This is a genomic window from Oceanobacillus sp. FSL K6-3682 (assembly GCF_037976165.1).
In the GTDB taxonomy this organism is placed as follows: domain Bacteria; phylum Bacillota; class Bacilli; order Bacillales; family Amphibacillaceae; genus Oceanobacillus; species Oceanobacillus sojae.
This window is the reverse complement of the sequence record NZ_CP150263.1, coordinates 335,759-359,898: the sequence shown is the minus strand read 5'-3', so window position 1 is coordinate 359,898 and position 24,140 is coordinate 335,759. Positions and strand designations below refer to the sequence as shown.

Here is a 24,140-nt window from a genome sequence, read left to right as displayed (position 1 = left end):
TTCTATACATATGCCACACGGTGTAAGCATATTCCTTAGATAAGGAGGCGACTGGATGACGATTGGCTGTTTCAAAAAGAAGAAAGCGTTCGGAAGATCCATTCTTGATATAAAAAAAAAGCTGAAAAAGAAAAGGAACCAAAAAGCAAACGGCCTATCCTTATACATGCTGCCAAAAGGTGAAAGAATGTTAATTCACAGCATTCATCAAATAACAAATAAATGGAATAAAAATAACGTAACCCGAACACAGGCTTACTTCGATTTTTATATACAGCATCCTGAAATCCATTGGGCTTTATTAGGACATATGGTATCAAGAAACGGCGGCTGGAATATGACTGATTTGAAGGGTGATCTCCTGGCGAGATTGTTGTCTGAAAAAGAACAAAATAACTTCTATTTATTTTTAGAGCGGGGTAATTGGTTAATATTTCAGGATGTTTATCCGCAATTATTGCTGTATCAGCAAAGTGTAAAAATAAATCGAAATCTTTTTCATCTTCTTCCTTTTTTGAACGTCTCTGTATTTATGGAAGTGATATGGAACCATTTCTGGGAGTATGATGACCGCTATCTGTTAGCCATCGCAACCATTATTAATGAACAAAGCTATCTGGAAGAAAGAGTGGTGCATCATCCCCATTTTAAAGAAACCGTATTAGATACATTAGGTTTTAAACTGTATGACTTTTTGCGCTTTAACCATATTATTTTCCCGCTTTATCAGCATGGAAAAATAGAAAAGAAACCTGCATTGATTGGCGATACACTGTACCATTTCAGCTCTCTCCATGAGCGGATCATGTTAGGGAAACGTTTATATGCCATCCTTTTTCAACAAACATCTGTCTTAAAAGATATTCTGTTATGGGCAGGAAAGCATCCTCATACAGGCTCCAGAGCAGATTATTGGGAGGATTTGTTCCACTCTGTGAATGAATCTGCTCCGGGTACGGTATACCGGCGAAGGACAAAGCATTGTGAACGTAAAAAAGGCGCTCCCCGAATTTATAGTCCTCCGTTGAAATATGCATGGAAAGATGTTGATCACGCACCGGCTGAAGAAGGTGACTGGTTTGACGATCTAAGTGTGATTGATTATTTAGTAAAGGACGAAAAAAATACAGGTGGGGAAATTCATGAAAAATACTGCAAAGCAATGGAAAAAATCGAGCTTGTCATCCTTGCAAAAAAAGCAATCTTTCTCAGACAGGAATAAAGAACGGCAGGCGTATATCATATCTGCTCTCTTTTCTTCCCTTATTGGAACTTACTTAGACTTATTTTTTGTTGGCATCGGCATGTATCACTTTCCTATGAGGCTCTTTCCAGAAATATTTTCGGTTAATATTGTATTTACCCTGCTAGTTCTTCCTGTCTCTGCCGTTCTATTTTTGTATATGGCTGATCGGATGAGATTTCTTTCACGGTGCATCATGATTCTTGGTATTGGTATAGCTGTGGTTTTTATCGAAAAAGCCTCGGAACATCTGGGATGGTTTATCCATCATACCGATTGGAATCATACTTATTCTTTTTTTGGGTATATACTATTTTTCGTCCTCGTCTGGAGCATTTTTCGCTTTTTTCAGGCGAAAATTTGAAAAGCTGGTATTTACTCGTCCTCCTTATCATACAAATGATGAGGAGGTGGCGTGATGCGGAATCGAAAAATTTCTATATTGCTGTTAGCGGCTACATACGTTGGAACGGTTATTGGGGCAGGATTTTCTTCCGGGAAAGAAATTGTTACATTTTTTAGTGTCTATGGAGCTTTAGGGACCATCGGCATTGCAATCAGTGGAATATTGTTTATTCTGATTGGAACAAAAATAATGATTATATCTGCCCGAATCCAGGCCTATTCTTATCAAGAACTAAATGAATATTTATTCGGAAAAAGCATTGCCAGAGTAGTTAACCTTTTTATTTTTATCGTCGTTATTGGTGTCACTTCTGTCATGCTTTCAGGAGCGGGCGCTGTATTTCATGAACAGCTTGGCCTTCCGTTTCAAATGGGAATTATCCTTACACTCATTCTTTCTTATATCGTTGTAATGAAAGGATTGAATGGATTATTTGCCATCAACTCCTACATTGTGCCATTAATGATTCTTTTCGTCCTGTTTGTAGCTGGTTCCATTGCGGGCGAGCATCCACATCTGCTGGCAGAAAAGCTTCTCCCTGTTCAGTTATCGGACAACCTTTCGTGGGCAGGCTCCCCTTTTGCCTATGCAGCATTTAATCTGATGACAGCTCAAGTTGTCCTTGTACCGCTTGGGAAGGAAATCCAGGATGAGCATATCCTGCGCTGGGGCGGATTTTTGGGTGGATTGGTTTTATTTTTTCTCCTGGTAGCAATTCATTTTTTATTATCTGTCTTCCCGGAAACATTTCTTTATGAAATTCCAATGGCGGAGATCGTTCAGCATTTTGGAACGCTTATTCACGTTCTGTTCTTAATTGTTATTTACGGTGAGATTTTCAATACGGTTGTCGGAAATGTGTTTGGCATAACACGGCAGCTGCAGTCGGCATTCCATCTTCGTTATCAGCATGCTGTCTTGCTGATCCTGTCTGCCATCTTTTTAATCAGTCAGGTGGGATACGGAAAATTACTGTCGGTATTGTATCCATTGTTTGGCTATATGGGGTTGTTCTTTCTGTTGTGGCTATTGATTAAAAAAATGCCTGGAAAGTAAGGTTCAAAATAAATTCTTTTATTCGGGGGTAAACTAATAGGTGTATCAGTTTATTTTTAATAAAGATAGTGATTGAATTGTGTTTAACAAATAAAATTTCAACACCTATGAAGAATTCGAAGAGAAACAACAGCAAACCGATGAAATTTTAGAATATATTGATGGAGTTATTTACTTGTATCCCTCTCCAAGCATAAAACAGACGTAATTCAAATAAATTGAATTACGTCTGTACTAACCGCTTATTTGGAATTCATAAAATACACGATATTATCGGTCCATTCGTCAAATTCAAATATAAACCCTTTTCTAATACATTCAAATTCCATACCTACGCTCTTTGCAAGTTTTAAGGAAGGTTCGTTGTCAATATTGATATGAGCCTCAACGCGATGGAATTCAAGGTTTTTAAAAGCGATATTAAGCGCCTCTTTTACCGCTTCTTTTCCATAACCATTCCGCCAAAATTGGTTGTGAATAGTATATCCTAAAAGCCCCCACTGAAATTCATCTCTTATAATCGTCTCGATTTCAACCTTACCAACTTGTTTTTGATCTGACTTTCGAAATACACCAAATACATACACTTTGTCCCGATCAGCATACCCTTTAAACTTTGAAACTACTTCCTCATTGAATTTCTGTTGCGTCCATCCGCTCAAATCTATTTTATTATTGTCGTATTTATACTGGGAAGGAAGCCTGTCACGACAACCCTCAAACCAACGATTATAATCCTCATTTTGTAAAGGTCTTAATACCAATCTTTCCGTTTCTGATTGAAGTTTTTTCCCTTCTGTTTCCAATGTGTGATGCCTCCTTAGCATAGTTTTTTCCAGTGGCCAATGTATCAATCGCTACGTTAATAAAATTTGGTTTATATACCATAAGCCATCACACCTTTCATTTAAATTAAGTAAATTATACCATTATTTATAAACCGTTTATAGACCATCCTTTCTACAATTCCGACTATACTGTTATATACAAATCTAAAAATATAAGAGGTGTATCTGTATGAATGATAATAAAGAAACCTTAGGTGAAGGGCCTTTTTTCATGGTACGAAAGCAGCGCTAAAAATCGGAGTTCTATTAGAACCGCAAACATTATCAAATTACCAAGGTAAAAAAGCTAACTATAGATATTCTAGCGGCACATTGGATGCCGTTAAATAGGATGAGCAAAAGTAAAAATAAAGCATCTCCATCAATTATCTGATCCAAAATAATATCCAACCCATGCGTACAATGAAAAATGAAGCTATGCACTTGTCTTGCCAGCAATACCTGTTTGTAAAAAATTAAAATCAGCCTGCCCAACGGGATTATAGCGCAACCAACACAATCAGTGCAGCATACTCAAGTCCAATCTTTCCGGTCATGAAAGAATATCCCATTAAAGACCTTGTCAATACAACTAAAAAGCCAGGTCCATAACTTTACTCACATTCACAGTTGTTCCTATCTATAGTTTGTAAGTATTGTATGAAATCGTCTATACTACTAAACATTTGGTCAGGCTGCATACGAAACTCTGGTGTCTGGTAGTTTGGCAGCCATTGGACTCCGATTGTGTGTACATTGGCTTGTTTCCCAGCCAAAATGTCAGCATCACTATCTCCCAGGAAAACAGCCTCAGTATTTTTTATGTTAAGCTGTTCCAAAGCCTTATTTACTCCCTCTGGATGAGGCTTAGGTATAGCAACATCATCACCAGTAATAATTACATCAAATAGGTCATTCATATAAAGGCATTCTAAAGAAATAAGCAGACTTCTTCTTGCTTTCCCTGTCACAATTCCTAATTTATAACCCTCGCTTTTTAATTGCAGAAGTAAGTCATTCATTTTCTTGTTATCCAAAACAAGTTCTCTGTGCTTTTCACTATATTTCTCATAATATAATTCGATTGCTTTTTCATGATTGGAATTTTTAAGATTTTCTCTGATAATTCCCGTCTCTGATGGACCGAACATCGTCTTAATCTGATCTGAAGTAACTTCCATGTTATCAAATTCCTTAAATACAGCTTGAAATGCATAAAAACAAATTGGCAAAGTGTCGGCAAGAGTACCATCAAAATCAAAAATAATTGCTTTCATAATTACACATCCTTTATTAAAATTTTTATAAACGTCCTAAATCTTTAATAATTTACTTTAGTATAAATTGAATCTTCTACACCGGGCAGTAGTTTGTATATGCTCATATCGAGCAGTTCTTCCAGCTCATTTTTAATTGTATAAAAACCCTTCCAATGAAGGGAAGTATGTGAATTGGTTCCATGACGTAAACCAACTGATATCAATCTTCTTTCAAGCGTAGTAAATCCTTCCGAATCAGCAAGAGCATCACATAAAGTGATTACTTTATTGTAAATATCGTATGTCCTGTTTTTATCCAGGATTTCAACCAATTTCAACTTCATATGTTCAGGAACAAGGCTCCAATCAGCTGCTATTTCTATATGTTTATTTTTGTTGGGAAATGAATATGTGACACAAACATTTGCATTACTAGGGAAACCTAATTTTTCAAAATAAATGTAGCCGTCATATGAATGAATAACAGATTTAGTAAATCCTTTGTACCTTCCGATATCGTGCAAGAGAGCAGCATTATAACCCAAATCAACATCAAGTTCATATCCATTTTTATTTAATTCCATTATGATATTTTCCGTTGCTTTTGCAACATTGACCGAATGCTTATACCAGGGCCCCGGGTTCTGTGCATATGCCCATTCCATTAGCTCTTTTGCATACTCTCTATCCAATATATATTTCATGGAAAGTTTTCTCCCCTTCTAATTAATTTTGATATTTTATAGTTTTAATGATTTATTAAAGTTAAAATATCTTTCGGCTCTTTTAATATATAGTCTGCGGATTCAAATCGTTCTACCGTCTTAGCTCCCCATAAGGCAAGAGCAAATTTCACCCCGGCGCTCTTTGCACATTGCATATCATAGATGGAGTCCCCAATGTAAATGGCATCTTGTTGAGTAGCACCTAAACCTTCTAAACAAGCTAACAAGGGATCGGGATGTGGTTTGTGCTTCTCGGTGTCATTCGCATTAATTGTGTATTGAAAATAAGAGCTTAATCCGAATGGATCAAATTCATCCTTTAATTCTTGGTGTGTTTTGGAAGTAACAATACCCATTTTAACAGATTTATCAGCTAGAACTTTTAGTATCTCTTTTAGCCCTTTAAATACCTTTACTTCTCCGGAAAATTCTAATACTTCCTTCGCCCACTCTAAATGAATGCGTTCTACATCAGTCAATTTTAGTCTTCGTAGTGTTTCTTTCCCTGGTATTCCTAAAGCAAATCTCAATTCCTCCATTTGATATTCTTCACCTTCACGCGCCAACACTTTTTGCAGAGATTTTAATATTGCTGCTTCGGTATCTAAAATCGTTCCGTCCACATCAAAAATTAAATAATGGAACATACTATATCACTCCTGTAAAATAATATCTTTGTTTAAATTGTATCCTATATAGTATTATTTGTTTAACGAATATATTAGATTGCTATAATCGTATTTTTCGATTGTAGACGGGAGAATGAGAGACATGGATAAAGAACAATTAGACACATTCTTATCATTAGTAAACTATAAAAACTTTACAAAAAGTGCTGAAATGTTACATGTGGCCCAATCAACTGTTTCAGCCAGGCTAAAAAGTCTTGAGCTTGAATTGGGAAAAACACTGCTAAGACGAACAAACAAAGGCGTAGAGCTTACTCCCTCAGGATTAATATTTTTACCCTACGCCAAAAGAATCATTGAATTATTTGCAGAAAGTAAAAAAGAGCTTGCTTTAGATGGACAGTATATCGATCGATTAGTATTGGGAGGGCCTTCGTCAGCATGGAACTACATCTATAGAGACGCCTTATCCACTTTTGCCATGGAAAATAGAAATGTATCCTTAGAACTTAAAACACATTCATCAGAGAATACCATTAGCAAAGTGTTAGACGGCATTATAGACCTTGGAATATCTTATACAAAACCAACACATCCAAATTTACTGATACATGAACACATTGAGGATCGTTTTAAATTTGTTTCCAGATTCCAGCTGCATAGACCGATTACAGTTGATGATTTAAGCAGTAAAAAGTTTATATTAAACAATTGGGGAGATGCTTTCTTTGAATGGTTCATGGAGCTTACCGGCATTAATCACTTACCTGCCCTATCAATGAATCAAACTGCAATCTTGTTAAAAATGATAGAAGAACAAGATTATTTTACTTTGCTGCCTTCTAAGATAGTTCAGCCATTTATTAATAATAAAAAGCTGTATTACCTAGAAAGTGAATTTGAAATGCCTGCTCATCATATTTATATATTCACTCAAAAAAATCTAAAAAAAGAATCCACTATGAAAGAAGTATTGGATTTGTTAAAGAAATAATCCTTAAAATTTTTATTACGTGTGAACGGTCAAAAAGAACGGAAAAATTTTAAAAATAAAAGACAGGTCTGCTTAAAACAGATCTGCCTTTTATCTATTACCCAAGAATAGTTAACTCAGGTAGTGTATTTTTCAGCTTCAAACCGAACACAATACGATGTTCATACGGTCTCCAGTCTATACATATTCGTGATATTCATAGGGATCCTGCCCTTCTACACGGCCGGCTTCCCCTTTATCCAATGAATCCATTTTTTCCATATCCTCAGGACCTAATTCAAAGCTGGTACTATTGATATTATCTTTTTGATGCATTGGATTACTTGATTTAGGAATAGCAAATACGCCGGGCTGATAATTCCAGTTTAAAATAATCTGTGCCGGAGTCTTATCATATTTATCTGCAATTTCTTTAATTGTGGCATTTTCCAGCACATCATTCAGATAACCCCGGCCAAAAGGACTCCAAGCTTCCGTAAGAATCCCCCGTTTTTTATTTTCTTCAACCATACGGTTATTATTAAAATACGGCTGACGCTCCACCTGGTTTGTAGCAGGAGTCACACCTGTTTCTTCGATAATATTGTCCAGATGTTCTGGTTCAAAATTCGAAACACCGATGGTTCTGATTAATCCCTGTTTTTGAGCATCCACTAAAGCCTTCCAAGCTTCTACATATTTGCCGTCTTTGGGATTCGGCCAATGAATTAAATACTTGTCAAAATATTTTAGTCCGGTGCGGCGTAAAGATTCTTGAATAAAGATAAACGCCTTGTCATATTCATGGTGAGAGCCGGGCAATTTCGCACTGATTAAAATTTCTTCTCTAGGAAGCGCGGATCGGCGCACAGCCTCACCGACAATACCTTCATTGTTATAGTTTGTTGACGTATCGATTAAACGGTAGCCCAGGTTTAAGGCATTTAAAATTTCAAATGTTCCCTGGTCACCATCGATACCAATCGTGCCTAATCCTACAGCAGGAAGCACGGAACCGTCATTTAGAGTAAAACCATTATTATTAACAGTCACAATCTCATCTCCTTTAAAACCTTTATAAGGTAAGTTGAGTTTGATAGAAAAGTTAATTTCTGTCTTCCAATATGAAATCAACAGGTCGTCTTCGTCTAACAGTGGTTCCGGCAAAAAAATGCCGGTCAATCATCAAACTCAGGTCACTTTACCAGTATTTCATATTTTCATCTTTTATTAAGTTGTCCATAATTACTATACCCAAATTTTAAAAATCCTACACTAACTGGAACTGTCGGCTATTCCTGCGAGTTCTTGATTACACTGACCAGTAAAGTGCTAGCTGTATCCTATCTTGAATGTTATTTGATTTGAAAATTTAAACAAATGTAACTTCAATAGAAAACCCGAAGGTCCAGCGGAAATATACTTGGAAGACCTTCGGGTTTGTCTATGTTATTTATTTATTTCTAAGTCGATAATGCAATTTATTACTTTTCTCTTTGGTCAACTTTTTTATTTATATATATAAATACTAACTAAACTCCAAACTGGGTTAAATGATGGTCAAGATGCTTGTAAATTCCTTTCCCCCATTGCTCGGGGTGAATTTACCGAAAAAAGCATGCGGGTGAGTGGTACACTTTTCGGGTCCATTCTTTTGGAACGTTATAATTTTTTGTTTCAGCTTTTCTCTTTCTGTTTCAAATTCTTTTTCCTCTGTAATCAAAATGGTCGGTATAGTGGACATATTGTGAGCTACCGGTTTATCATTATAAAAAATTGGTTTGGCAAACCGTCCTACCACTATTCCTAACCATCCTCTCTTTGGGAAAGAATCCCCCATTGCAATGTCTTGGAACGCTGAGCAATGAGCTAACATTTGAGCAACATCCATCTTTCCCCATTGGCCTCTTGACTCTGGGCTTAATTCATCGATACGCTCTAAGATTTCCTGCATAAAAACTGGGTTAAATATATTTTTCATTTGTGCATCTTCCTTTACCAGGTTACCCTCCATCACCACACTAAAACATTTTATTCTGTCTTACTTCTGTAGATAGCAATTTTCTCAAAAGCAATAATATAATAACCTTCGGAGTTGGAAATGTTAATTCTTTTATTGGAAAGCAAAACGTCCCTTTAAATCGTTTATCAAGCTGTTAACTTAAGAATTGCAACAGGAGCTCTCTCCCTCAGATTTATCATATTTGTCATGGAGACGAATCCACAGATAAGGTTGTGTTTGCGGCACCCATGCAGGTGAATCTTCCCAATCTTCCTGTCTCCCGAACAGTGTTATATCAAGATAACTCCAGTTAGTTCCCAAATATTCAACCCCTCGGGCACCAGTGGAGTACGTAAGAAAAATCCGATCCTCATCGTCGCGTAAAAAAACACTGCAGAGGTGTGTTTCTCCATCTTTTGTCGTTGCCCCGAAATCAAAATTAAAATCATTTTCAAATGAGGAGTACCAGGGTATTGTCCATCCCATTCGTTTCTTAAACGGTTCAATCTTCTTAAGTGGTGCACGAGAAATCAAAGCTAAGGATGTGTCTCGTGCATGTAAATGAGCCGGATGCCCTATATTATCAACTACCATTGAACAGCCATCACATCCCTCTGACCAATCAGGATCAAACATAAAATGGTAAACAATGAGCTGACGGCGTCCATCGAATAAATCAATTAGACTTGCTGTTCCATTTGACCATTCAAAAATATATTCTTTATCGATCTGAACCATTGGAAGCCTGCGGCGTTCGGCAGCTAATGCGTCTAATGCACGAGTTTGCTCCTTCTCCTTAACGAGCAGTTTTTCACGCTCAACGTGCCACTCATCCCATGATACAATTTTTGGTGATGGTACATTCTTTTCCGACATCGTTCTGTCTCCTTTCCTGGGTAAATGTTATTGTTATGGTCCCCCTGGGGCGTAACACCGTATACTTCTTACGATTTCTCCGCGATTGCGCCATATCGTATTATGTCCAAATTCATTTTCTGCTATAGCTATTCAAATTCACCGCGGACAGTACGACTAACATCGATTACCTTTGTCATTTGATTATATAACCTTTCAATTTGTTCATCATTATCAACTTTCTCCAAAACCTGATTATGATGATCCTTATTATAATAACAATTAACTTCTAACATTAGAATCTCGCTTTCGCGTAGTTCAACTGCCGATATCATCCCTGCACAACCATATTCCGGATAAATTGATGCAGCAGTATATGTTTCACTGTCGATTGCTCCATATTCTTTGTAAATACGTTCAGCTTCTCGATTAATTTTTAAAAATTGTTCCTTGTTTTCTTCCAGTACTGGATAAAGATAAATTTCTAAATACATGATTGCTCCTTTCATTAAAATTATTAACGTTATTGTCAAAGTAAAGTTTAGCACACATAACCGTCAGCAATTTCTTCTTGGTTGCTAAACTTCTTTATTCCACAAAATGACCCGATTCTTGGATATTGGGCGCTGATCCTTTGTTCCAGTACTGCACCCTTTTATTGAACAATTGATTGAAATTTTATTGTTGAAAATTAATTAAAGACAGAGGATTTTCCATGATATCCCTAAATGTAAATAATAATATTGGAAGCTGGTTTGAAAATTCCATTAGAGTATTATTTCATATCCATTAATTTCAAATTAAGGCGTGGCTTTACGCTTTCCAATAGAGAAATATCTTCACCGACTCTAATGGGTTTAACCTTTGGTACTAATTGATCAATGAGTTTATGATAAAGCAACGCCCCAGCTAATTCTCTTCCACATAGTTCAATTTTACCGTTTCCTATCCGTTTGGGTTTCTTAATAAATCCTATTGCATCCTATCATAAAAGAGTTGGAGTGCCTCTTCAATGTCAAAAGTGGGAAAATATTCCATTAATTAACCTAACCTATCTCCTGTACATAGGCTTTTGTCTTTACTGAAAAAACATAAATCATAATTTCTGATTCTTAACAGTGTGCATTTTTATCAGCCGATGTAACCGTTTACTTTATTTTTCAAATTGAATAGCACCTATTGTCATTTTAACAAATAAGTGCTATTCGAATAACTTTATTTCCTTTTAACGACAGTTGTTAATTTATAATAATTTTTAATCAAAAAGAGCCTTTAAAACCTGATTTGACTACAAAGGAAGCGCCTGTTTTTGAAAAAAATTGATCATTTTCTATTGTTGATCTTCCGCAAACACGCCCGTTAATGACAGATCGTTTTACATCAGGGAAAGCGTTTATTTTATAAATACTTTTCCATACGGATATCAGACCACATTTTATTTTGATAATAGGTAAAATCTTTTATACCTCCAATTTCTTTATAACCAAGCTTCTGATACAACTTCTGTCCTGCTATATTAAACTCAAACACGCCTAATTCAATACGCTTAAGTCCGCTCTCCTTAATCTTTGCCTCCAAATATTGCAGTCCTTCGTAACCTATTCCTCTGCCTCGACCTTCAGAATCGCCAATCGTTATCCCTATCCATGCAGTTCCCGATTCCTTTTTGTAAAGGTGGTTTGGATCAATCATGTAGTTCATTTCGCCAATTAAATGGTTATCATCGTATATAAGATATAGATATTGACGTTTTAAGCGCTGCGCCAGATTCTCCAACGTAACGATTTGCCGACTTTCCAATTCAGATTGGTTTGAGTTGCGCCGTGTCAGGGGAATCAAATCAGGATCATTCTCCCAGCGATTAAAAATATCTACAAGTTTTGAAGTTGGTTGAGTTACTTTCACAAAATAAGTACTCATAGGTCATTCCCCTTTAAGTTTTAATTTCATCTACTTTAACATAATTATACTACACAATTTGTTCCGATTTCGGTATAATCTTTATTTTACTTTTACCATAAAAAACCCCTATAGACAAAATTACATCTAAAGGGGCAAAGCTTCGCTACTTTTTTAAATTACTGTTGAGTGACAATTAAGTTGTTTATTTTGAAGCTAAAAAGACGCATTGCGCCGTACACACTTTCGGACGGTGTAAAAATAATGTTGTCTAATTTCTTGTATAATTACTAACTGGGAGCTTATGGAAGTATCAATAAGGTCGTTTAAAAGACAAATCTTTGCACCACAATCGCTCGTTTGTTGTATAGGCTTAACTAATGTATTGTGTTACTTAAATATTATAGTCATATCCTTAGTACTTCTCCTCCAAATCATATGGTCTGTTCCCTGTGACCAATAATCCTTTAGTAAATAATCAGGTTTGCCAAATTTCCTTTCCCATATTTTTTGTGAATTGGTATATCCACTGTCTAGACAAAATTCTTGGACCCCGTTCCCAAGAAAGGTCAAAAACATTGTATTTAAAAGCAAAGTTCCTATACCACGGCTTTGATAACCAGGGAGCACAAACACAGTCCCGATTTCAAACATCCCTTTTAAAGCTCCATTTGTACAAATATTAATCAGTTCACTGGCTTGACCGTATTCAATTGTACCGATAACCTTATTACTTTTTTTATCACACGCAATTAAAAAATAGCGACTCTTCCCGTTGCTATCAAGGTCATACTTCAAGTATTGCTTCTTGGCTTCTATTTCATTTTCTATATCATCATGCCATTCCGATAAACCTTCTCTAGCAAATGTATCCCTTATCACTGTACTAAAAAGTTGGTTCAGCTCTTCACTGTCCTCAATTCGTGGTCTTCTTATTCCAACGTTATACATTAAAATCCCCTCCAAATACAGCCCTTATTTCCCCAACAATCTGGCCCGTTTGTTTCCATCTTCGAATCACTAACCAAAGGGCGATACTTTAAATCATATTCCTTAGCACTTTTTCTGAACTGAATATACTTTTTTGAATATTCTATTTTTTAAAATCAATAGTAAAACTGGTTACTATGAAGGTACACGATTTGTATCCCAAATCCGGTATTTTACTAATCCGTCCTATTTATAATGATCAGAATAAAATTGTTGGATTTCCGACATTAAATTCATAATTAGCTCTTTTTTCGGCATAGAGCTTGCCGCATCAATGTCTACTAAAAACACTGCATCATCTTCTATTTCAATAATACGTTTATCCATCAAGGCATCTTTGCTTTTACGGTGCTTGCTACATCAACAACTTGGTTCCCATTATTCACAGTAAGAAGAAAATCGGTAGTCGTGACAATATCTTCACAGGTTTGAGGGTGATTCGGATGTTCAATACCCAACTCTTCTGCAATTAAAATTGTTTCTCCTATGGGCAACAAAGGGAATTGCTCTCTAATATCTATAATGCGATTGGAAAATTCAGATAAATAAAGCGGTTTTTCTCAAGGTCTGATAAAAATTCATTTTCTCTTCCTTTTCACCATAAAAACGCCCCTTTAAATAAGCATATCCAAAGGGGGAAAACAGTGCAACTTTTTTTAAAGCTACTGTACCCATCGAAAATTAACGTTACCACCCAGCACCCTTCCCAAATCCCTCTCAACCGCTTCTCCCCCATGATCTCGCCTCTCATTTCCAAATTTTTCAATATAATAATTACATTCTCCATTTTAGCCACTTTTCAGCCACTTGTGTACCAAATTTTCACCCTTTTGTATAAAAAAATTACGTTCCTTCTGATGGTTTTTCAATTGGAATACCTCCGGTATTTTCCACTCGTTTTTCACCCGAAAATGAACAAAGAAAGGTATTGATCTTTCAAAAATATTGGAAGTGATATTGAACACATGCATGACGAGGGATTGAAGCAGTTTGGAACAAAAGCGGATTGATTATTGGGTTGGTATTGGACAGATTTTATCGAAATAATATTGGAAAGATATTGAGTGGTTATTTTGGGCTGTAGTAGCGGGAAAAACGGACGATTTGAAGCGGGGATTATTTGTGGATTTTCTACTGAAATTGGGCGTGAAAAAACCCGAAGGTTCGGTGGGAATATACCGGGAAGATATTCGGGTTTGAGAACTTTATTTTTTTATAAAGTACGCTTTTAATATTTAAGGAATGTTAATTTTATATAGGGACAGTGTAGAAGAGAAACAGCTAGAAAATACTACCTCACCTTATGTTTTAACAACAGTTACTGGCACCTATTAGTACCAATCCTTCACCATTCTGACTTTCTTCTTTATCTAAAGTTAATTCCTCTGTACCTGAAATTTGTGCATCAATGGCTACCTGTATGCCATTAATCGTTTCCAGCTTATCATCCGCTTGAGGTGTATCTAAAGATAATTCAAATTGCGGTCCACAACAGCCGGCTACTGAAGATAAGCGTATACCCTCCGCATTATTCTCTGTTAATACATTTTCCAATAATTGCTTGGCAGTATCAGTAATCTTCATGAAAAATCCACTCCTATTCTTTAAATTTTTTTCACAGTACTTCTTAGTATGCTACTTAATGAAATCTTTTAGCTTCTCATAACCTACTTTTTCTTCACTAAGCCAAGGAATAACAGCACATCTATCAGCTAAATTTTGATTAACTTCATGAATCCATTCACTCTCTGAGGCCGCTTTACCTTTTAAAATAGGATCCATTGTATCAGTGGCAAATAAACTTTGATTAATTACCCACCACTTTGGATGGATATTTGCCCGTCTTAGATCAGCTTGTAATCTTGAAGCCTCCAACACAGGAGTAGCTTCAGCTAAAGTAGTAATGACAACCGAAGTTTCTTTAGGATTCCGAATTTTAGGAAGCAGTTTTGTTACGCTTTCTGGTACTTCACCAGTAGATCTTGCTATTTCTTTACTATATGATTGTGCTGCGTCTAATAAAAGCAAGGTATGACCAGTCGGGGCAGTATCAATGACAACAATTTCATTCTCCGATTGAGCTACTACATCAGCAAATGCACGAAAGACTGCAATTTCCTCGGTACATGGTGAATTTAAATCCTCTTGTAAATAAGCCAGACCTTCTTCATCTAAATCTTTACCAGCATTAGTCAATACTTCTGTTTTATATTTTTCTACTTCATCTTTAGGATTAATACTACTAATTGTTAGGTTCTGATTTAATTCGTAGTTTTGGAATTGGTATTGCAAATGAGCCGCAGGGTCGGTTGTTGTTAAGTGAACACGATGCCCTTTTTCTACCAAACCAACGGCAATGGCAGAAGCAACGGTAGTTTTACCTACACCTCCTTTGCCCATCGTAAAAATTATTCTGGTGTTACTAGATGAAAAATCCGTTATAACATCATTTAGATTTGGTAGCTCCCCTATTTTATTCTCCTGATTTTCTTCTGTTACAGAAATGACGTGTTCTTTAAATAAATAACGTAAATTCTCAATTCCTGTTAAAGAATAAGAGACAAACGGCAACGAATAACTTGTTATCTGTTTTAGATTAACAGACATCTGATTTAAAGCATCTCTTTGCCTCTGATAAAAAGCTGATGATATTTCATCACCTTTCATATAGCTTTGAAGAAGCCCATTAACAATAAGCGTTTGATTTTTTATACCAATCTCTTTAAGTTCCTTCGATGCCCGATCTGCTTCTATTAAAGAGGAAGTATCCGGTCTTGTTACTAATATAAGGTTGGTTTTATCAGCATCTGAAAGAACATCAACAGTATTGGAATAAAGATTCTTCTTATCTGCAAGCCCGGATAAAGGCCCTAAACAAGAAGCACCATGTGTACTTTCTTCTAAGAACCCGTTCCAGGCAGTCGGTAGTTGCAGAAGACGTAATGTGTGCCCTGTTGGTGCAGTATCAAAGATGATATGGTCATATTGATTTATCACTTCTGTATTTGTTAGTAACGTTGTAAATTCATCAAATGCAGCTATCTCAACCGTACACGCTCCTGATAGCTGCTCTTCCATTGTAGCTACAACGGTGTCAGGCAATACGCCGCGATATGGACCAACTACTTTTTCACGATATGCTTTGGCTGATGCTTCAGGATCTAGATTACTGGCATATAAATTTTCTACCAAAGGAACGGATTTTGGGGAGTTTGTTAATTCAATCCCAAAAATATCTTGTAAATTAGATGCTGGATCGGTACTGATTAGTAAAACTTTTTTTCCACTATCCGCTAATTCTACAGCTGTTGCACATGCAGTTGACGTTTTTCCAACTCCACCTTTTCCAGTTAAAAATAAAAACGGTGTCTGTACAACATCTTGAGGTTTGAAAGACGGAAACATATTTTCACTTCTTTCTGTTTATTGTTTTTTTAGATTTAATGAAAGTCGGACTTTGGTTTTTTCAGTTAATTCTTCCGCTGCTACACCCAGCCAATCTGCAAGTTCTTCATTCGTTGGATAGGTCCCAACCTTCGCAACCTGATCATCTACTAAAACAACAGGTAATGCGTCCGGGCCTTTTTCATGCAAAACGCTATTTACTGATTGTGTTTGAGCAAACTTATCAGGATTATTCGTTAATTGATACCGTTTCACATTAAATCCTTTGTTTTCTAAAGAATATACCGCAGAGGCTATTCTCGTTAACTCAGGATCAACCGATGGACCACATACACCTGTTGAACAACACATTGCCGGATCAAATATCTCAACTTTTTTCAACTAAATCCCTCCATTTAATATAAAATAAACATATACTTTTATTATTCTCCTGTTTCCGCAAAACGCTTGATTCTTTCTCCTATTTGATCACGAACCCGTTGGAATACTCCCCATTTTTCTTCTTCATTCCCCTGAGCTTTTGCTGGGTCATCAAATCCCCAATGGTCACGTTTTACCTGTGGTGGTGTCATTGGGCACTTATCCGCAGCATCCCCACACAAAGTGACAACAAAGTCTGCATTATTTAAGATTTCCTGATCAATAATATCGGAGGTTTGTTTAGAAATATCAATATTGACCTCTTGCATTGCCTTTACTGCATTTGGATTTAAACCATGTGCTTCAATACCTGCACTTTTCACTTCCCAAGTATCTCCAAGGTGTTTTTTCGCCCAACCTTCAGCCATTTGGCTTCTGCAAGAATTCCCAGTACATAAGAAATAAATTGTTTTTTTAGACATAATCATGCTCCTTGTTAAAATAGAATCAGTGTTAAATATAATCCTACTAATGTAATTAATAAGATAGGAAGGGTTAAAATTATACCTGTTTTAAAATAAGTCCCCCATGATATTTTAACGCCTTTTTGTGATAGTACATACAGCCATACTAATGTTGCCAAAGAACCAATGGGTGTGATTTTTGGTCCTAAATCTGAACCGACTACATTCGCATAAATAAGAGCTTCCCGTAACACACCAGATGTATTGGTTTCCGCAATGGCTAACGCGTCAATCATGACTGTGGGCATATTATTCATGATGGAGGATAGAAACGCTGCAATAAATCCCATACCAACTGTTCCAACAAATAGGCCTTGATCGGCTACGGTTTGAATTATACCTGCTAACGCAGATGTTAATCCAGCATTACCGAGTCCATAGACCACTACATACATTCCAATGGAGAAGAATACTATATTCCATGGTGCACCTTTAATTACTTCTTTTGTATTAACAGCGGTACTGCGTCTTGCCATCATAATAAAGAAAATCGCAATGATCCCAGCAATAATGGAAACAGGTACATGGATAAACTCACTCGTAAAGTACCCAATTACTAATACACCAAGTACAAACCATGATAAACGAAACATTTTTAAGTCCTGAATCGCTTCACTAGGTGTTCTTAATTTTGATACATCATAATTTTTAGGTATGTTTTTTCTAAAATAAATTAATAATACCGAAATCGTTGCGATTAAAGAAAATAAGTTTGGAATAATCATTCTTGAAGCATATTCGACAAATCCAATACCAAAGAAATCGGCTGAAACGATATTCACTAAGTTACTAACAATAAACGGCAGGGATGTTGTATCAGCGATAAACCCACTTGCCATGATAAATGGAAAAATCATTTTTTCTTTAAAATTCAAATGACGTACCATTGCAAGTACAATCGGTGTTAGAATAAGTGCTGCACCATCATTCGCAAATAAAGCTGCGACAATCGCACCCAAAATGCTAATATAGACAAACATTTTGATTCCATGCCCTTTTGCAATTCGTGCCATATGTAATGCCGCCCATTCGAACAATCCAATTTCATCTAATACTAATGAAATAAGAATGATGGCTACAAATGATAATGTTGCATTCCATGTGATACCAATGACTTCCAATACATCACTAAATCCCACTACTCCTACGAGTAAAGCAATAACAGCTCCTCCCATGGCAGACCAGCCGATATTTAAATTCTTTGGCTGCCAAATGACCAGAACTAGGGTTAAAACAAAAATTATAATGGCGAGTATAAGTGTTGCTGACAAAATAAGACCTCCAAACCTAACAACAGGAAATGCGTGTACCTTTCTCTTTCAGTTCTTTTAATTTATCATCTTGATCTGGTAATTGATCCAAAATCGGTTTGATAAATGAATAATACTCACTCTTACTATTAACCGTATAAAATATCCATTGTCCTTTTCTTTCTTCCTTCACTAACCCCAAATCTTTCAGTTTTCGTAAATGTTGGCTAATGGATGGTTGACTGGACTGAAATATTTCAACGAACTCACAAACACAACAAGTTTGTTCATCAATTAATTTCAGCATAGTGAGCCTTGTTTTATCGCCCAGTAGTTTTAAAATACTGGCAGCTTTCTCCAATTCGATTGTAGTTTGCAGCATTTGATTTCCTCCTTTTTATTAAAATAATAATATAAGTATATAACTATACACTTATATATTCAAATAAAAAAATTTAGTGCAATTTTTATTCCCTATTCTTTTAATTCCTCATAGGCTTCCATAAAATGTTGAAAAGAAATATTTCCAAACGTATTTTCATCATTGCGAAATAGACGATCAAACGTTATTTCCTTTGCCTTCTCTAAGGTACATTGTCTGCTGTTCATAAGCAAAGAAAAATATGCCATAAAGTATTCTTTGCTTAAATCTCCGCCTTTATTAATAATCATTCAGACCACCTCCAAAAAGGGAAAGTAAATGATACTTTCCCTTTTTTCTTTTATTTCAGCAACACGAATGAGCTGCATTTAAATTCGTACTACATACACCCGTTTCAGGTAATTCCAGTTCGACTTTCTCAGAGGCTTCATAATCCCCCGATAAATAAGCTACAATGGATCGAACCTGTTCATGTCCAGTTGCCATTAGGAATGTTGGTGCCCGCCCATAGCTTTTTGCTCCCACAATATAAAAATCCCTTTCAGGTTGTCGCAACTCTTTTTCTCCATGCGGGCGTACTGTTCCGCAACTATGGAGATTAGGATCAATCAAAGGCGCAAGGTCTTTAACACTTTCTGTTGCTGTATCAAAACTGGTTCTCAGCTCACTCAAATATGAGAAGTCTGGACGATTGCCAGTGTTAACAATCATCTCATCTATATCTGAAATAGTTTTTAACTCTCCATGTGATTCTCCTGTCAGCTCTATTTTGCCTTCTTTTCCATGTATACGTTGAATTCTAAAAGGAGTAACTACTTCAAATATATTTGCATCTACTAAGTTGTGTATACGACTTCCTAATGCTCCTCTTGCTTCAATTGCATCCAGTTCTTCTCCTCCAAATGCCTCTTTTACGCTATTTTTTCTTAACACCCATATAATTTCCGTTGCAGGATGTTCTTCTTTTAATTTTGCTAATTCCAATAACGAATTAATAGCAGAATGACCACTTCCAACAACAGCAACACGCTTGTTTAGATAACAGTCCTTATCTTTACCAAGAATATCTGGAATGCCATAGAAAATTTGATTTTTTATAACTTTCTCTTCTTTTAACCATATTCCATTTGAATTTGCAGGATTAGGGTTTCCCCAGGTTCCGGTCGCATCTATGACCGCTTTTGCTTCAAATTGTACCAGTTCGTTACCTTGTTCTGCATAAATTACAAAAGGTTGTTGAGCTCGATTAGCTGTTTTCATTTTATCTGTATTTTTGCGGCTAATGGAAATAACCTTTGTATTCATAAACAAGGAATTATTGATTTCCGGTGTATTCGCTAACGGTTTTAAATATTGTTCAACTAACTCTTTACCAGTAGGCAATTCATCTTGATTCGGTACATTCCAATCTTGCTTTTTAAGAAGTTTTAATGCCGACTTATCCATATTATATTTCCAAGGTGAAAAGACTTGAATATGTCCCCATGTTAAGATATTATCTCCCACCTGAGAACCAGATTCCAATAAAATAAAAGGTTGTTCGTAACTGGCCAAATGGGATGCTGCGGCAAGACCTACTGGACCAGCACCAATAACTGCAATAGGTAGATGCAAGTTATTTTGATTACTGTTTACTTGTTGTCTTTCTTCTTGCGGCGGTTGGCAACAATTTGTTTTAATTTCTATATATTGTTTCATGTTCATCATCCTCCTAAATTTTTACTTATTATTTTTCATGGTCACACGTCTTCTTAATTAAATATCTAAGCATTGAATTAAATCTCTGCTTATAGCTTTTTATGGTTCATTATGTATCACCTAGACATATTTGTTTATGTCAATATTTGATAAAGTCAATTATATATCAATAAAGAAACCACTATTTATATAGTGGCACAACACCCTGAACCTTCATTCTTTTTCATAGCAACTTGCAGAATTTGCAAACTATCTATAACTTGATCTCTTTTATCAGTTGGAACTTGCCCTAGTATCTGCTCAATATATTGATTCATTTGATCAGAAATTTCATTTGCCTTCATTTGTCCCTTTTCAGTAAGTGACAAGACTATATAGCGTCTATCATTTGGGTCAGACATTCGAGATGCATAATCTAATTCCACCAATTTGTTAATTTGTCTGCTAAGCATTCCAGTATCCATTGATAATTTCTCAGCTAAGTCCATCAAAGAGATACGAGGATATTTATCTAACTCATAAATAATATGACTTTGCTGAACTGTTATCCCACAACATTCAGACCCCTCACGCTGTAACAAACCAAAATCCCGAACTAATTGTTGAAGAATTTCTCTTATTTCAGTTGTTTCTGTATTCATTATTGTCACCTCAATTCAAATGATATTATCAATAATTGACTTTGTCAACTAACAAACATACTAAAAGAAATTATTTTTAATATTCCTTTTCACCTTCTCGCTATGAATTGTAGCTTAATAACGGATATAATTATTCAAGTTCAAATTGGACTATAAAAAGCGAGAGACGTTAAGAGATGTCCCCATCGAAAATTAACGTTACCACCCAACACCCCACCAAAATCCCCCTCAACCGCTTCTCCCCCAAGCTCTCACCCCTCATTTCCAAATTCTTCAATAGAATAATTACGTTCCTCCATTTTGGCCGCTTTTCAGCCACTTGTGTACCAAATTTTCACCCTTTTGTATAAAAAAATTACGTTCCTTCTGGTGGTTTTTCTACTGGAATACCTCCGGTATTATCCACCCGCTTTTCATCCGAAAATGAACAAAGAAAAGGTGTTGGTCTTTCGAAAATATTGGAATAATATTGGATTCGTATTGAAGAATATTGAACAGAAAAACAGAGGAAAAAGACGGAACAATCCTTCGGATTTATGTATGAAAAAGACAGCAGAAAAGATATTGGAAATCATATTGAACACATGCCTGACAAGGGATTGAAGCGGGTTAAAATAGAAGCGGATTATATATTGGATTGGTATTGGAAAAATCTTATTGAAAAAATATTGAAGGGATATTGAGTGATTATTTGGGACTGTAGCAGCGGGAGAACGGATGAAATGGAGCGGGATCTATTTTTGGATTTTCTACTAATTTTGAACGTAAAAAACCCGAAGGTTCGGTGGGAATATACCGGCATGACCTTCGGGTTTGGGAACATTATTTTTTTATAAGGTACGCTTTTATTATTTAAGCCGTTTTAATTTTCTATCGGCACAGGATGACCTTCGGGTTTGGGAACGTTATTTTTTATAAGGAACGTTAATTTTATTTAAGCAGCTTTAAATTTCTACAGCACACAAATTTGTAACTTTAAAATAAAGTTTGATCAAAAACGTTCGACAAATCCATATTTTACGGTAAAAGAAAAGAATCCATTTTGAAAAAAGATTGATCAAAATGGGTTCTTTTCTTTTTGAATGAACATTCCTTTTTATAAAAAAGTTTAATTAAAACTCACATAGAATCCTTTAATCGAAAAGGAATAAAACGGTGCAACTTTTTTGTAAACGGTATAACTTTCTTTAAAACGGTACATCTTTTTTATAAACGGTACGACTTTATTTCAAATCCACAATTGTGTAGGTATTGACGGGAATAAATCATCTTTGGAGATTCTTGAACAAAAATTAAAGTTGCCAAGGTGGAACCCTTGGACCTATTCAAATTTCTACAAAAGCTGTGCAAAAATATGGAACGGTCCAATTAATAGATGTTTATGGGGGCAACTATAATGTGTTTCCATTGGGTTGAGTTAGGAATATCAATCTGAGAATGGGACTGGCATCAGTCATACATTTTATGCCTGAATTTTTTGAAAAAATAACGAATAACGAGTTTGACCCACATACAAAGTGGCCCTTGGATAAGCAAGTCATGGTTATCAAATGTTTAATAATCGTGAGGACGACTGTATAAAAGTCGTTTTAAAACCGTTATCCTATTAGTTTAAATGGATGAATTGAAAGTTAGCATAATTGCGAACCCTAAGCGAAATGTTGAATGGACTTCCACACTGTGTATAGAAGTCTTTTTGTCTGTTATTATTTAGATTATTGGATAATTCAGCTCGTAACTTGGGTAGCAATAATATGGTGGTCTCAGTCCTATTTTTGGCATGGGCCAGGAATCCTCCATATAGACCATCCTTACTTTTTCATTTGAATGGTTTACTAGCAATAGCTTTACTTCTGGATTAAATTCATATCTCAAAATGGTAACCCCCTTCCATTAGGAATGTGTGGATTCTCCCCCATCAACATGAAGAACTTGACCAGTAACAAAACGAGAATCATCAGAAGCAAGATAGACAAAGGTTGGTGCGAGTTCAAATGGATGGGCAACTCGTTCCATTGGATTAAATGCTCCATATACAGCGACTTGGTCTGACGAGAAACTTGCTGAAATAAGTGGGGTCCAAATTCGGCCGGGGGCGACGGCATTGACTCGGATCCCTTGTTTCACGACATTTTTAGCCAAGGCACGTGTCCAACCAACTATTGCGCCTTTTGTGGCCGTATAATCAATCATTTGCTGCTCACCTACATACGTCACCACTGAAGAAGTGCCAATGATTGAGCTGCCTGGTTTTAAATGAGGAAGCGCTGCCCTTGTTGTGTAAAAATGAGAGTATATATTAACTTTGAAGGTGTCATCGAATTGCTCATCTGTAATGTCAAGCAGACTTAGTTGTTGGAATTGGATACCAACGTGGTTACAAAGAATATCGAGACGTCCAAACGTATTTACTGTTTGTTCTACAATGGAGATACACTGTTGTTTGTCTCGCAAGTCCCCAGGCATTAGAAAACAACGTTGTCCGAGTTGTTCAATCCTCGTTTTTGTTCTATTTGCATCCTCATGTTCATCTAAGAATGAAATAGCAACATCTGCGCCTTCTTTAGCAAACGCAATTGCTACTGCTGCACCAATACCACTGTCCCCCCCTGTAATAAGTGCTACTTTTCCTGTTAACTTTTCACTCCCTTTATAGTTCGGGTTTTCGATAATTGGAAGGGGTACCATAAATTTTTCCACTCCGGGATGGCGCAGCTGGCGCTGTTCAGGTAAACTTATCGGAATTTCTTCGTAACGTGTGATTTTCCCATAGTTAGGGTACATGGGATAAGGTTGAGTTTTCATGTTCGCTTTAAACATTTGTTGCATTTGCTTTATTTGGTCTAATTGACGACTTTGATCCTTTTGATCCATGGAAACCTCCTATAGAAATAATTTTCTTCTATAGAATGTTTATGTTGTTCACTACAAATAAATTAAAAAAGTTTGAAAAAAGTGGTTTACTTTCAACACAGAAGCTTATTCTTCCTCAAAAGAGACACCTTTTTTCTTTATT

General features: G+C 36.1%; 25 protein-coding genes and 3 pseudogenes. 6 read left to right on the top strand and 22 right to left on the bottom strand.

The window, feature by feature from the left end:
• Positions 1 to 55 precede the first annotated feature (55 nt).
• The 3 genes from MHH51_RS01880 to MHH51_RS01870 are packed head-to-tail and all read left to right on the top strand — an operon-like array spanning position 56 to position 2,705.
• A complete protein-coding gene (locus tag MHH51_RS01880) occupies positions 56 to 1,222 on the top strand; it encodes a DUF2515 domain-containing protein (protein WP_339284186.1) in 1,167 nt (388 codons plus the stop codon).
• Entirely contained in the window at positions 1,143 to 1,607 is a 465-nt protein-coding gene (locus MHH51_RS01875) for a CBO0543 family protein (protein WP_339284184.1), read from the top strand. The genes MHH51_RS01880 and MHH51_RS01875 overlap by 80 nt, the downstream gene beginning before the upstream one ends.
• A gap of 54 nt (positions 1,608 to 1,661) precedes the next feature.
• Positions 1,662 to 2,705 (top strand): hypothetical protein, encoded by a 1,044-nt coding sequence (locus tag MHH51_RS01870; protein ID WP_339284182.1) that lies wholly within the window; start codon positions 1,662 to 1,664, stop codon positions 2,703 to 2,705.
• A 242-nt stretch (positions 2,706 to 2,947) separates the two neighbouring features.
• Here the strand turns inward: MHH51_RS01870 and MHH51_RS01865 are convergent, their stop codons facing one another.
• Entirely contained in the window at positions 2,948 to 3,511 is a 564-nt protein-coding gene (locus tag MHH51_RS01865) for a GNAT family N-acetyltransferase (protein ID WP_339284180.1), read from the bottom strand.
• 211 nt (positions 3,512 to 3,722) lie between these two features.
• Between MHH51_RS01865 and MHH51_RS01860 the strand changes: the two are divergent.
• Positions 3,723 to 3,880: pseudogene (locus tag MHH51_RS01860) on the top strand (NAD(+)--rifampin ADP-ribosyltransferase); the annotation flags it as partial.
• A 266-nt stretch (positions 3,881 to 4,146) separates the two neighbouring features.
• Here MHH51_RS01860 and MHH51_RS01855 read toward each other — a convergent pair.
• The 3 genes from MHH51_RS01855 to MHH51_RS01845 are packed head-to-tail and all read right to left on the bottom strand — an operon-like array spanning position 4,147 to position 6,163.
• Entirely contained in the window at positions 4,147 to 4,809 is a 663-nt protein-coding gene (locus MHH51_RS01855; RefSeq protein ID WP_339284178.1) for an HAD family hydrolase, read from the bottom strand.
• A 44-nt stretch (positions 4,810 to 4,853) separates the two neighbouring features.
• Positions 4,854 to 5,495 carry an HD domain-containing protein gene (locus tag MHH51_RS01850; RefSeq protein ID WP_339284177.1) on the bottom strand — a complete coding sequence of 214 codons (642 nt, stop codon included), beginning with the start codon at positions 5,493 to 5,495 and terminating at the stop codon, positions 4,854 to 4,856.
• 44 nt (positions 5,496 to 5,539) lie between these two features.
• Positions 5,540 to 6,163, bottom strand: coding sequence for an HAD family hydrolase (locus MHH51_RS01845; protein WP_339284175.1), 624 nt, complete (start codon positions 6,161 to 6,163; stop codon positions 5,540 to 5,542).
• Positions 6,164 to 6,287: 124 nt separating this feature from the next.
• Between MHH51_RS01845 and MHH51_RS01840 the strand changes: the two genes are divergently transcribed.
• Positions 6,288 to 7,139: a LysR family transcriptional regulator gene (locus tag MHH51_RS01840; RefSeq protein ID WP_339284173.1), complete on the top strand. Its 852-nt coding sequence runs from the start codon at positions 6,288 to 6,290 to the stop codon at positions 7,137 to 7,139.
• 177 nt (positions 7,140 to 7,316) lie between these two features.
• On the opposite strand, the gene MHH51_RS01835 is transcribed toward MHH51_RS01840, so the two are convergent.
• The 17 genes and pseudogenes from MHH51_RS01835 to MHH51_RS01755 all read right to left on the bottom strand — a co-directional run bounded on the left by MHH51_RS01835 (position 7,317) and on the right by MHH51_RS01755 (position 21,124).
• Positions 7,317 to 8,171: an aldo/keto reductase gene (locus MHH51_RS01835; RefSeq protein WP_339284171.1), complete on the bottom strand. Its 855-nt coding sequence runs from the start codon at positions 8,169 to 8,171 to the stop codon at positions 7,317 to 7,319.
• Positions 8,172 to 8,650: 479 nt separating this feature from the next.
• Positions 8,651 to 9,099 (bottom strand): annotated as a pseudogene (locus MHH51_RS01830) (DUF1569 domain-containing protein).
• A gap of 180 nt (positions 9,100 to 9,279) precedes the next feature.
• Positions 9,280 to 9,996 carry a DUF899 domain-containing protein gene (locus MHH51_RS01825; RefSeq protein ID WP_339284170.1) on the bottom strand — a complete coding sequence of 239 codons (717 nt, stop codon included), beginning with the start codon at positions 9,994 to 9,996 and terminating at the stop codon, positions 9,280 to 9,282.
• A 128-nt stretch (positions 9,997 to 10,124) separates the two neighbouring features.
• The gene (locus MHH51_RS01820; RefSeq protein WP_260053240.1) at positions 10,125 to 10,469 is read right to left on the bottom strand and encodes a DUF1428 family protein; all 345 of its coding nucleotides are present in this window, start codon (positions 10,467 to 10,469) and stop codon (positions 10,125 to 10,127) included.
• Positions 10,470 to 11,373: 904 nt separating this feature from the next.
• Positions 11,374 to 11,895, bottom strand: a complete 522-nt coding sequence (locus tag MHH51_RS01815; protein WP_339284169.1) for a GNAT family protein — start codon at positions 11,893 to 11,895, stop codon at positions 11,374 to 11,376.
• A gap of 369 nt (positions 11,896 to 12,264) precedes the next feature.
• Complete coding sequence (locus MHH51_RS01810) at positions 12,265 to 12,825, bottom strand: GNAT family N-acetyltransferase (protein WP_339284167.1); 561 nt, start codon at positions 12,823 to 12,825, stop codon at positions 12,265 to 12,267.
• 225 nt (positions 12,826 to 13,050) lie between these two features.
• On the bottom strand, positions 13,051 to 13,191 hold the full coding sequence (locus MHH51_RS01805) for a hypothetical protein (protein ID WP_260053237.1): 141 nt from the start codon (positions 13,189 to 13,191) through the stop codon (positions 13,051 to 13,053).
• Positions 13,191 to 13,361: a TnsA endonuclease N-terminal domain-containing protein gene (locus tag MHH51_RS01800; RefSeq protein WP_260053236.1), complete on the bottom strand. Its 171-nt coding sequence runs from the start codon at positions 13,359 to 13,361 to the stop codon at positions 13,191 to 13,193. Before MHH51_RS01800 ends, MHH51_RS01805 begins: the two co-directional genes overlap by 1 nt.
• Positions 13,362 to 14,172: 811 nt before the next feature.
• The gene (locus tag MHH51_RS01795; protein WP_260053299.1) at positions 14,173 to 14,448 is read right to left on the bottom strand and encodes an adhesin; all 276 of its coding nucleotides are present in this window, start codon (positions 14,446 to 14,448) and stop codon (positions 14,173 to 14,175) included.
• A gap of 51 nt (positions 14,449 to 14,499) precedes the next feature.
• Complete coding sequence (arsA, locus tag MHH51_RS01790; RefSeq protein WP_260053298.1) at positions 14,500 to 16,269, bottom strand: arsenical pump-driving ATPase; 1,770 nt, start codon at positions 16,267 to 16,269, stop codon at positions 14,500 to 14,502.
• An 18-nt stretch (positions 16,270 to 16,287) separates the two neighbouring features.
• Positions 16,288 to 16,650 (bottom strand): arsenite efflux transporter metallochaperone ArsD, encoded by a 363-nt coding sequence (gene arsD / locus MHH51_RS01785; RefSeq protein ID WP_260053297.1) that lies wholly within the window; start codon positions 16,648 to 16,650, stop codon positions 16,288 to 16,290.
• A gap of 41 nt (positions 16,651 to 16,691) precedes the next feature.
• Positions 16,692 to 17,111 carry an arsenate reductase (thioredoxin) gene (gene arsC, locus MHH51_RS01780; protein ID WP_339284162.1) on the bottom strand — a complete coding sequence of 140 codons (420 nt, stop codon included), beginning with the start codon at positions 17,109 to 17,111 and terminating at the stop codon, positions 16,692 to 16,694.
• A 14-nt stretch (positions 17,112 to 17,125) separates the two neighbouring features.
• Positions 17,126 to 18,424, bottom strand: a complete 1,299-nt coding sequence (locus tag MHH51_RS01775; RefSeq protein WP_260053295.1) for an arsenic transporter — start codon at positions 18,422 to 18,424, stop codon at positions 17,126 to 17,128.
• A gap of 16 nt (positions 18,425 to 18,440) precedes the next feature.
• Positions 18,441 to 18,785, bottom strand: coding sequence for a metalloregulator ArsR/SmtB family transcription factor (locus tag MHH51_RS01770; RefSeq protein WP_339284160.1), 345 nt, complete (start codon positions 18,783 to 18,785; stop codon positions 18,441 to 18,443).
• Positions 18,786 to 18,877: 92 nt separating this feature from the next.
• Positions 18,878 to 19,075 (bottom strand): hypothetical protein, encoded by a 198-nt coding sequence (locus MHH51_RS01765; protein ID WP_042533122.1) that lies wholly within the window; start codon positions 19,073 to 19,075, stop codon positions 18,878 to 18,880.
• Positions 19,076 to 19,130: 55 nt separating this feature from the next.
• A complete protein-coding gene (locus MHH51_RS01760) occupies positions 19,131 to 20,483 on the bottom strand; it encodes an NAD(P)-binding domain-containing protein (protein WP_339284158.1) in 1,353 nt (450 codons plus the stop codon).
• 185 nt (positions 20,484 to 20,668) lie between these two features.
• A complete protein-coding gene (locus MHH51_RS01755) occupies positions 20,669 to 21,124 on the bottom strand; it encodes a MarR family winged helix-turn-helix transcriptional regulator (RefSeq protein WP_339284156.1) in 456 nt (151 codons plus the stop codon).
• Between the two features lie 1,232 nt (positions 21,125 to 22,356).
• Between MHH51_RS01755 and MHH51_RS01750 the strand changes: the two are divergent.
• Positions 22,357 to 22,734: pseudogene (locus MHH51_RS01750) on the top strand (glutathione-dependent formaldehyde dehydrogenase); the annotation flags it as partial.
• Between the two features lie 283 nt (positions 22,735 to 23,017).
• Here the strand turns inward: MHH51_RS01750 and MHH51_RS01745 are convergent.
• Entirely contained in the window at positions 23,018 to 23,998 is a 981-nt protein-coding gene (locus tag MHH51_RS01745) for an SDR family oxidoreductase (RefSeq protein WP_260052864.1), read from the bottom strand.
• Between the last annotated feature and the right edge of the window lie 142 nt (positions 23,999 to 24,140).

What these genes read in the sequence shown, in the direction of transcription:
- MHH51_RS01770 (WP_339284160.1), bottom strand. Translation starts at nt 18,785, where the DNA reads ATGCTGCAAACTACAATCGAATTGGAGAAAGCTGCCAGTATTTTAAAA.
- MHH51_RS01795 (WP_260053299.1), bottom strand. Translation starts at nt 14,448, where the DNA reads ATGAAGATTACTGATACTGCCAAGCAATTATTGGAAAATGTATTAACA.
- MHH51_RS01810 (WP_339284167.1), bottom strand. Translation starts at nt 12,825, where the DNA reads ATGTATAACGTTGGAATAAGAAGACCACGAATTGAGGACAGTGAAGAG.
- MHH51_RS01855 (WP_339284178.1), bottom strand. Translation starts at nt 4,809, where the DNA reads ATGAAAGCAATTATTTTTGATTTTGATGGTACTCTTGCCGACACTTTG.
- MHH51_RS01805 (WP_260053237.1), bottom strand. Translation starts at nt 13,191, where the DNA reads ATGGATAAACGTATTATTGAAATAGAAGATGATGCAGTGTTTTTAGTA.
- MHH51_RS01760 (WP_339284158.1), bottom strand. Translation starts at nt 20,483, where the DNA reads ATGAAACAATATATAGAAATTAAAACAAATTGTTGCCAACCGCCGCAA.
- MHH51_RS01745 (WP_260052864.1), bottom strand. Translation starts at nt 23,998, where the DNA reads ATGGATCAAAAGGATCAAAGTCGTCAATTAGACCAAATAAAGCAAATG.
- MHH51_RS01850 (WP_339284177.1), bottom strand. Translation starts at nt 5,495, where the DNA reads ATGAAATATATATTGGATAGAGAGTATGCAAAAGAGCTAATGGAATGG.
- MHH51_RS01875 (WP_339284184.1), top strand. Translation starts at nt 1,143, where the DNA reads ATGAAAAATACTGCAAAGCAATGGAAAAAATCGAGCTTGTCATCCTTG.
- MHH51_RS01845 (WP_339284175.1), bottom strand. Translation starts at nt 6,163, where the DNA reads ATGTTCCATTATTTAATTTTTGATGTGGACGGAACGATTTTAGATACC.
- MHH51_RS01755 (WP_339284156.1), bottom strand. Translation starts at nt 21,124, where the DNA reads ATGAATACAGAAACAACTGAAATAAGAGAAATTCTTCAACAATTAGTT.
- arsC (WP_339284162.1), bottom strand. Translation starts at nt 17,111, where the DNA reads ATGTCTAAAAAAACAATTTATTTCTTATGTACTGGGAATTCTTGCAGA.
- MHH51_RS01840 (WP_339284173.1), top strand. Translation starts at nt 6,288, where the DNA reads ATGGATAAAGAACAATTAGACACATTCTTATCATTAGTAAACTATAAA.
- arsA (WP_260053298.1), bottom strand. Translation starts at nt 16,269, where the DNA reads ATGTTTCCGTCTTTCAAACCTCAAGATGTTGTACAGACACCGTTTTTA.
- MHH51_RS01815 (WP_339284169.1), bottom strand. Translation starts at nt 11,895, where the DNA reads ATGAGTACTTATTTTGTGAAAGTAACTCAACCAACTTCAAAACTTGTA.
- MHH51_RS01765 (WP_042533122.1), bottom strand. Translation starts at nt 19,075, where the DNA reads ATGATTATTAATAAAGGCGGAGATTTAAGCAAAGAATACTTTATGGCA.
- MHH51_RS01870 (WP_339284182.1), top strand. Translation starts at nt 1,662, where the DNA reads ATGCGGAATCGAAAAATTTCTATATTGCTGTTAGCGGCTACATACGTT.
- MHH51_RS01880 (WP_339284186.1), top strand. Translation starts at nt 56, where the DNA reads ATGACGATTGGCTGTTTCAAAAAGAAGAAAGCGTTCGGAAGATCCATT.
- MHH51_RS01820 (WP_260053240.1), bottom strand. Translation starts at nt 10,469, where the DNA reads ATGTATTTAGAAATTTATCTTTATCCAGTACTGGAAGAAAACAAGGAA.
- MHH51_RS01825 (WP_339284170.1), bottom strand. Translation starts at nt 9,996, where the DNA reads ATGTCGGAAAAGAATGTACCATCACCAAAAATTGTATCATGGGATGAG.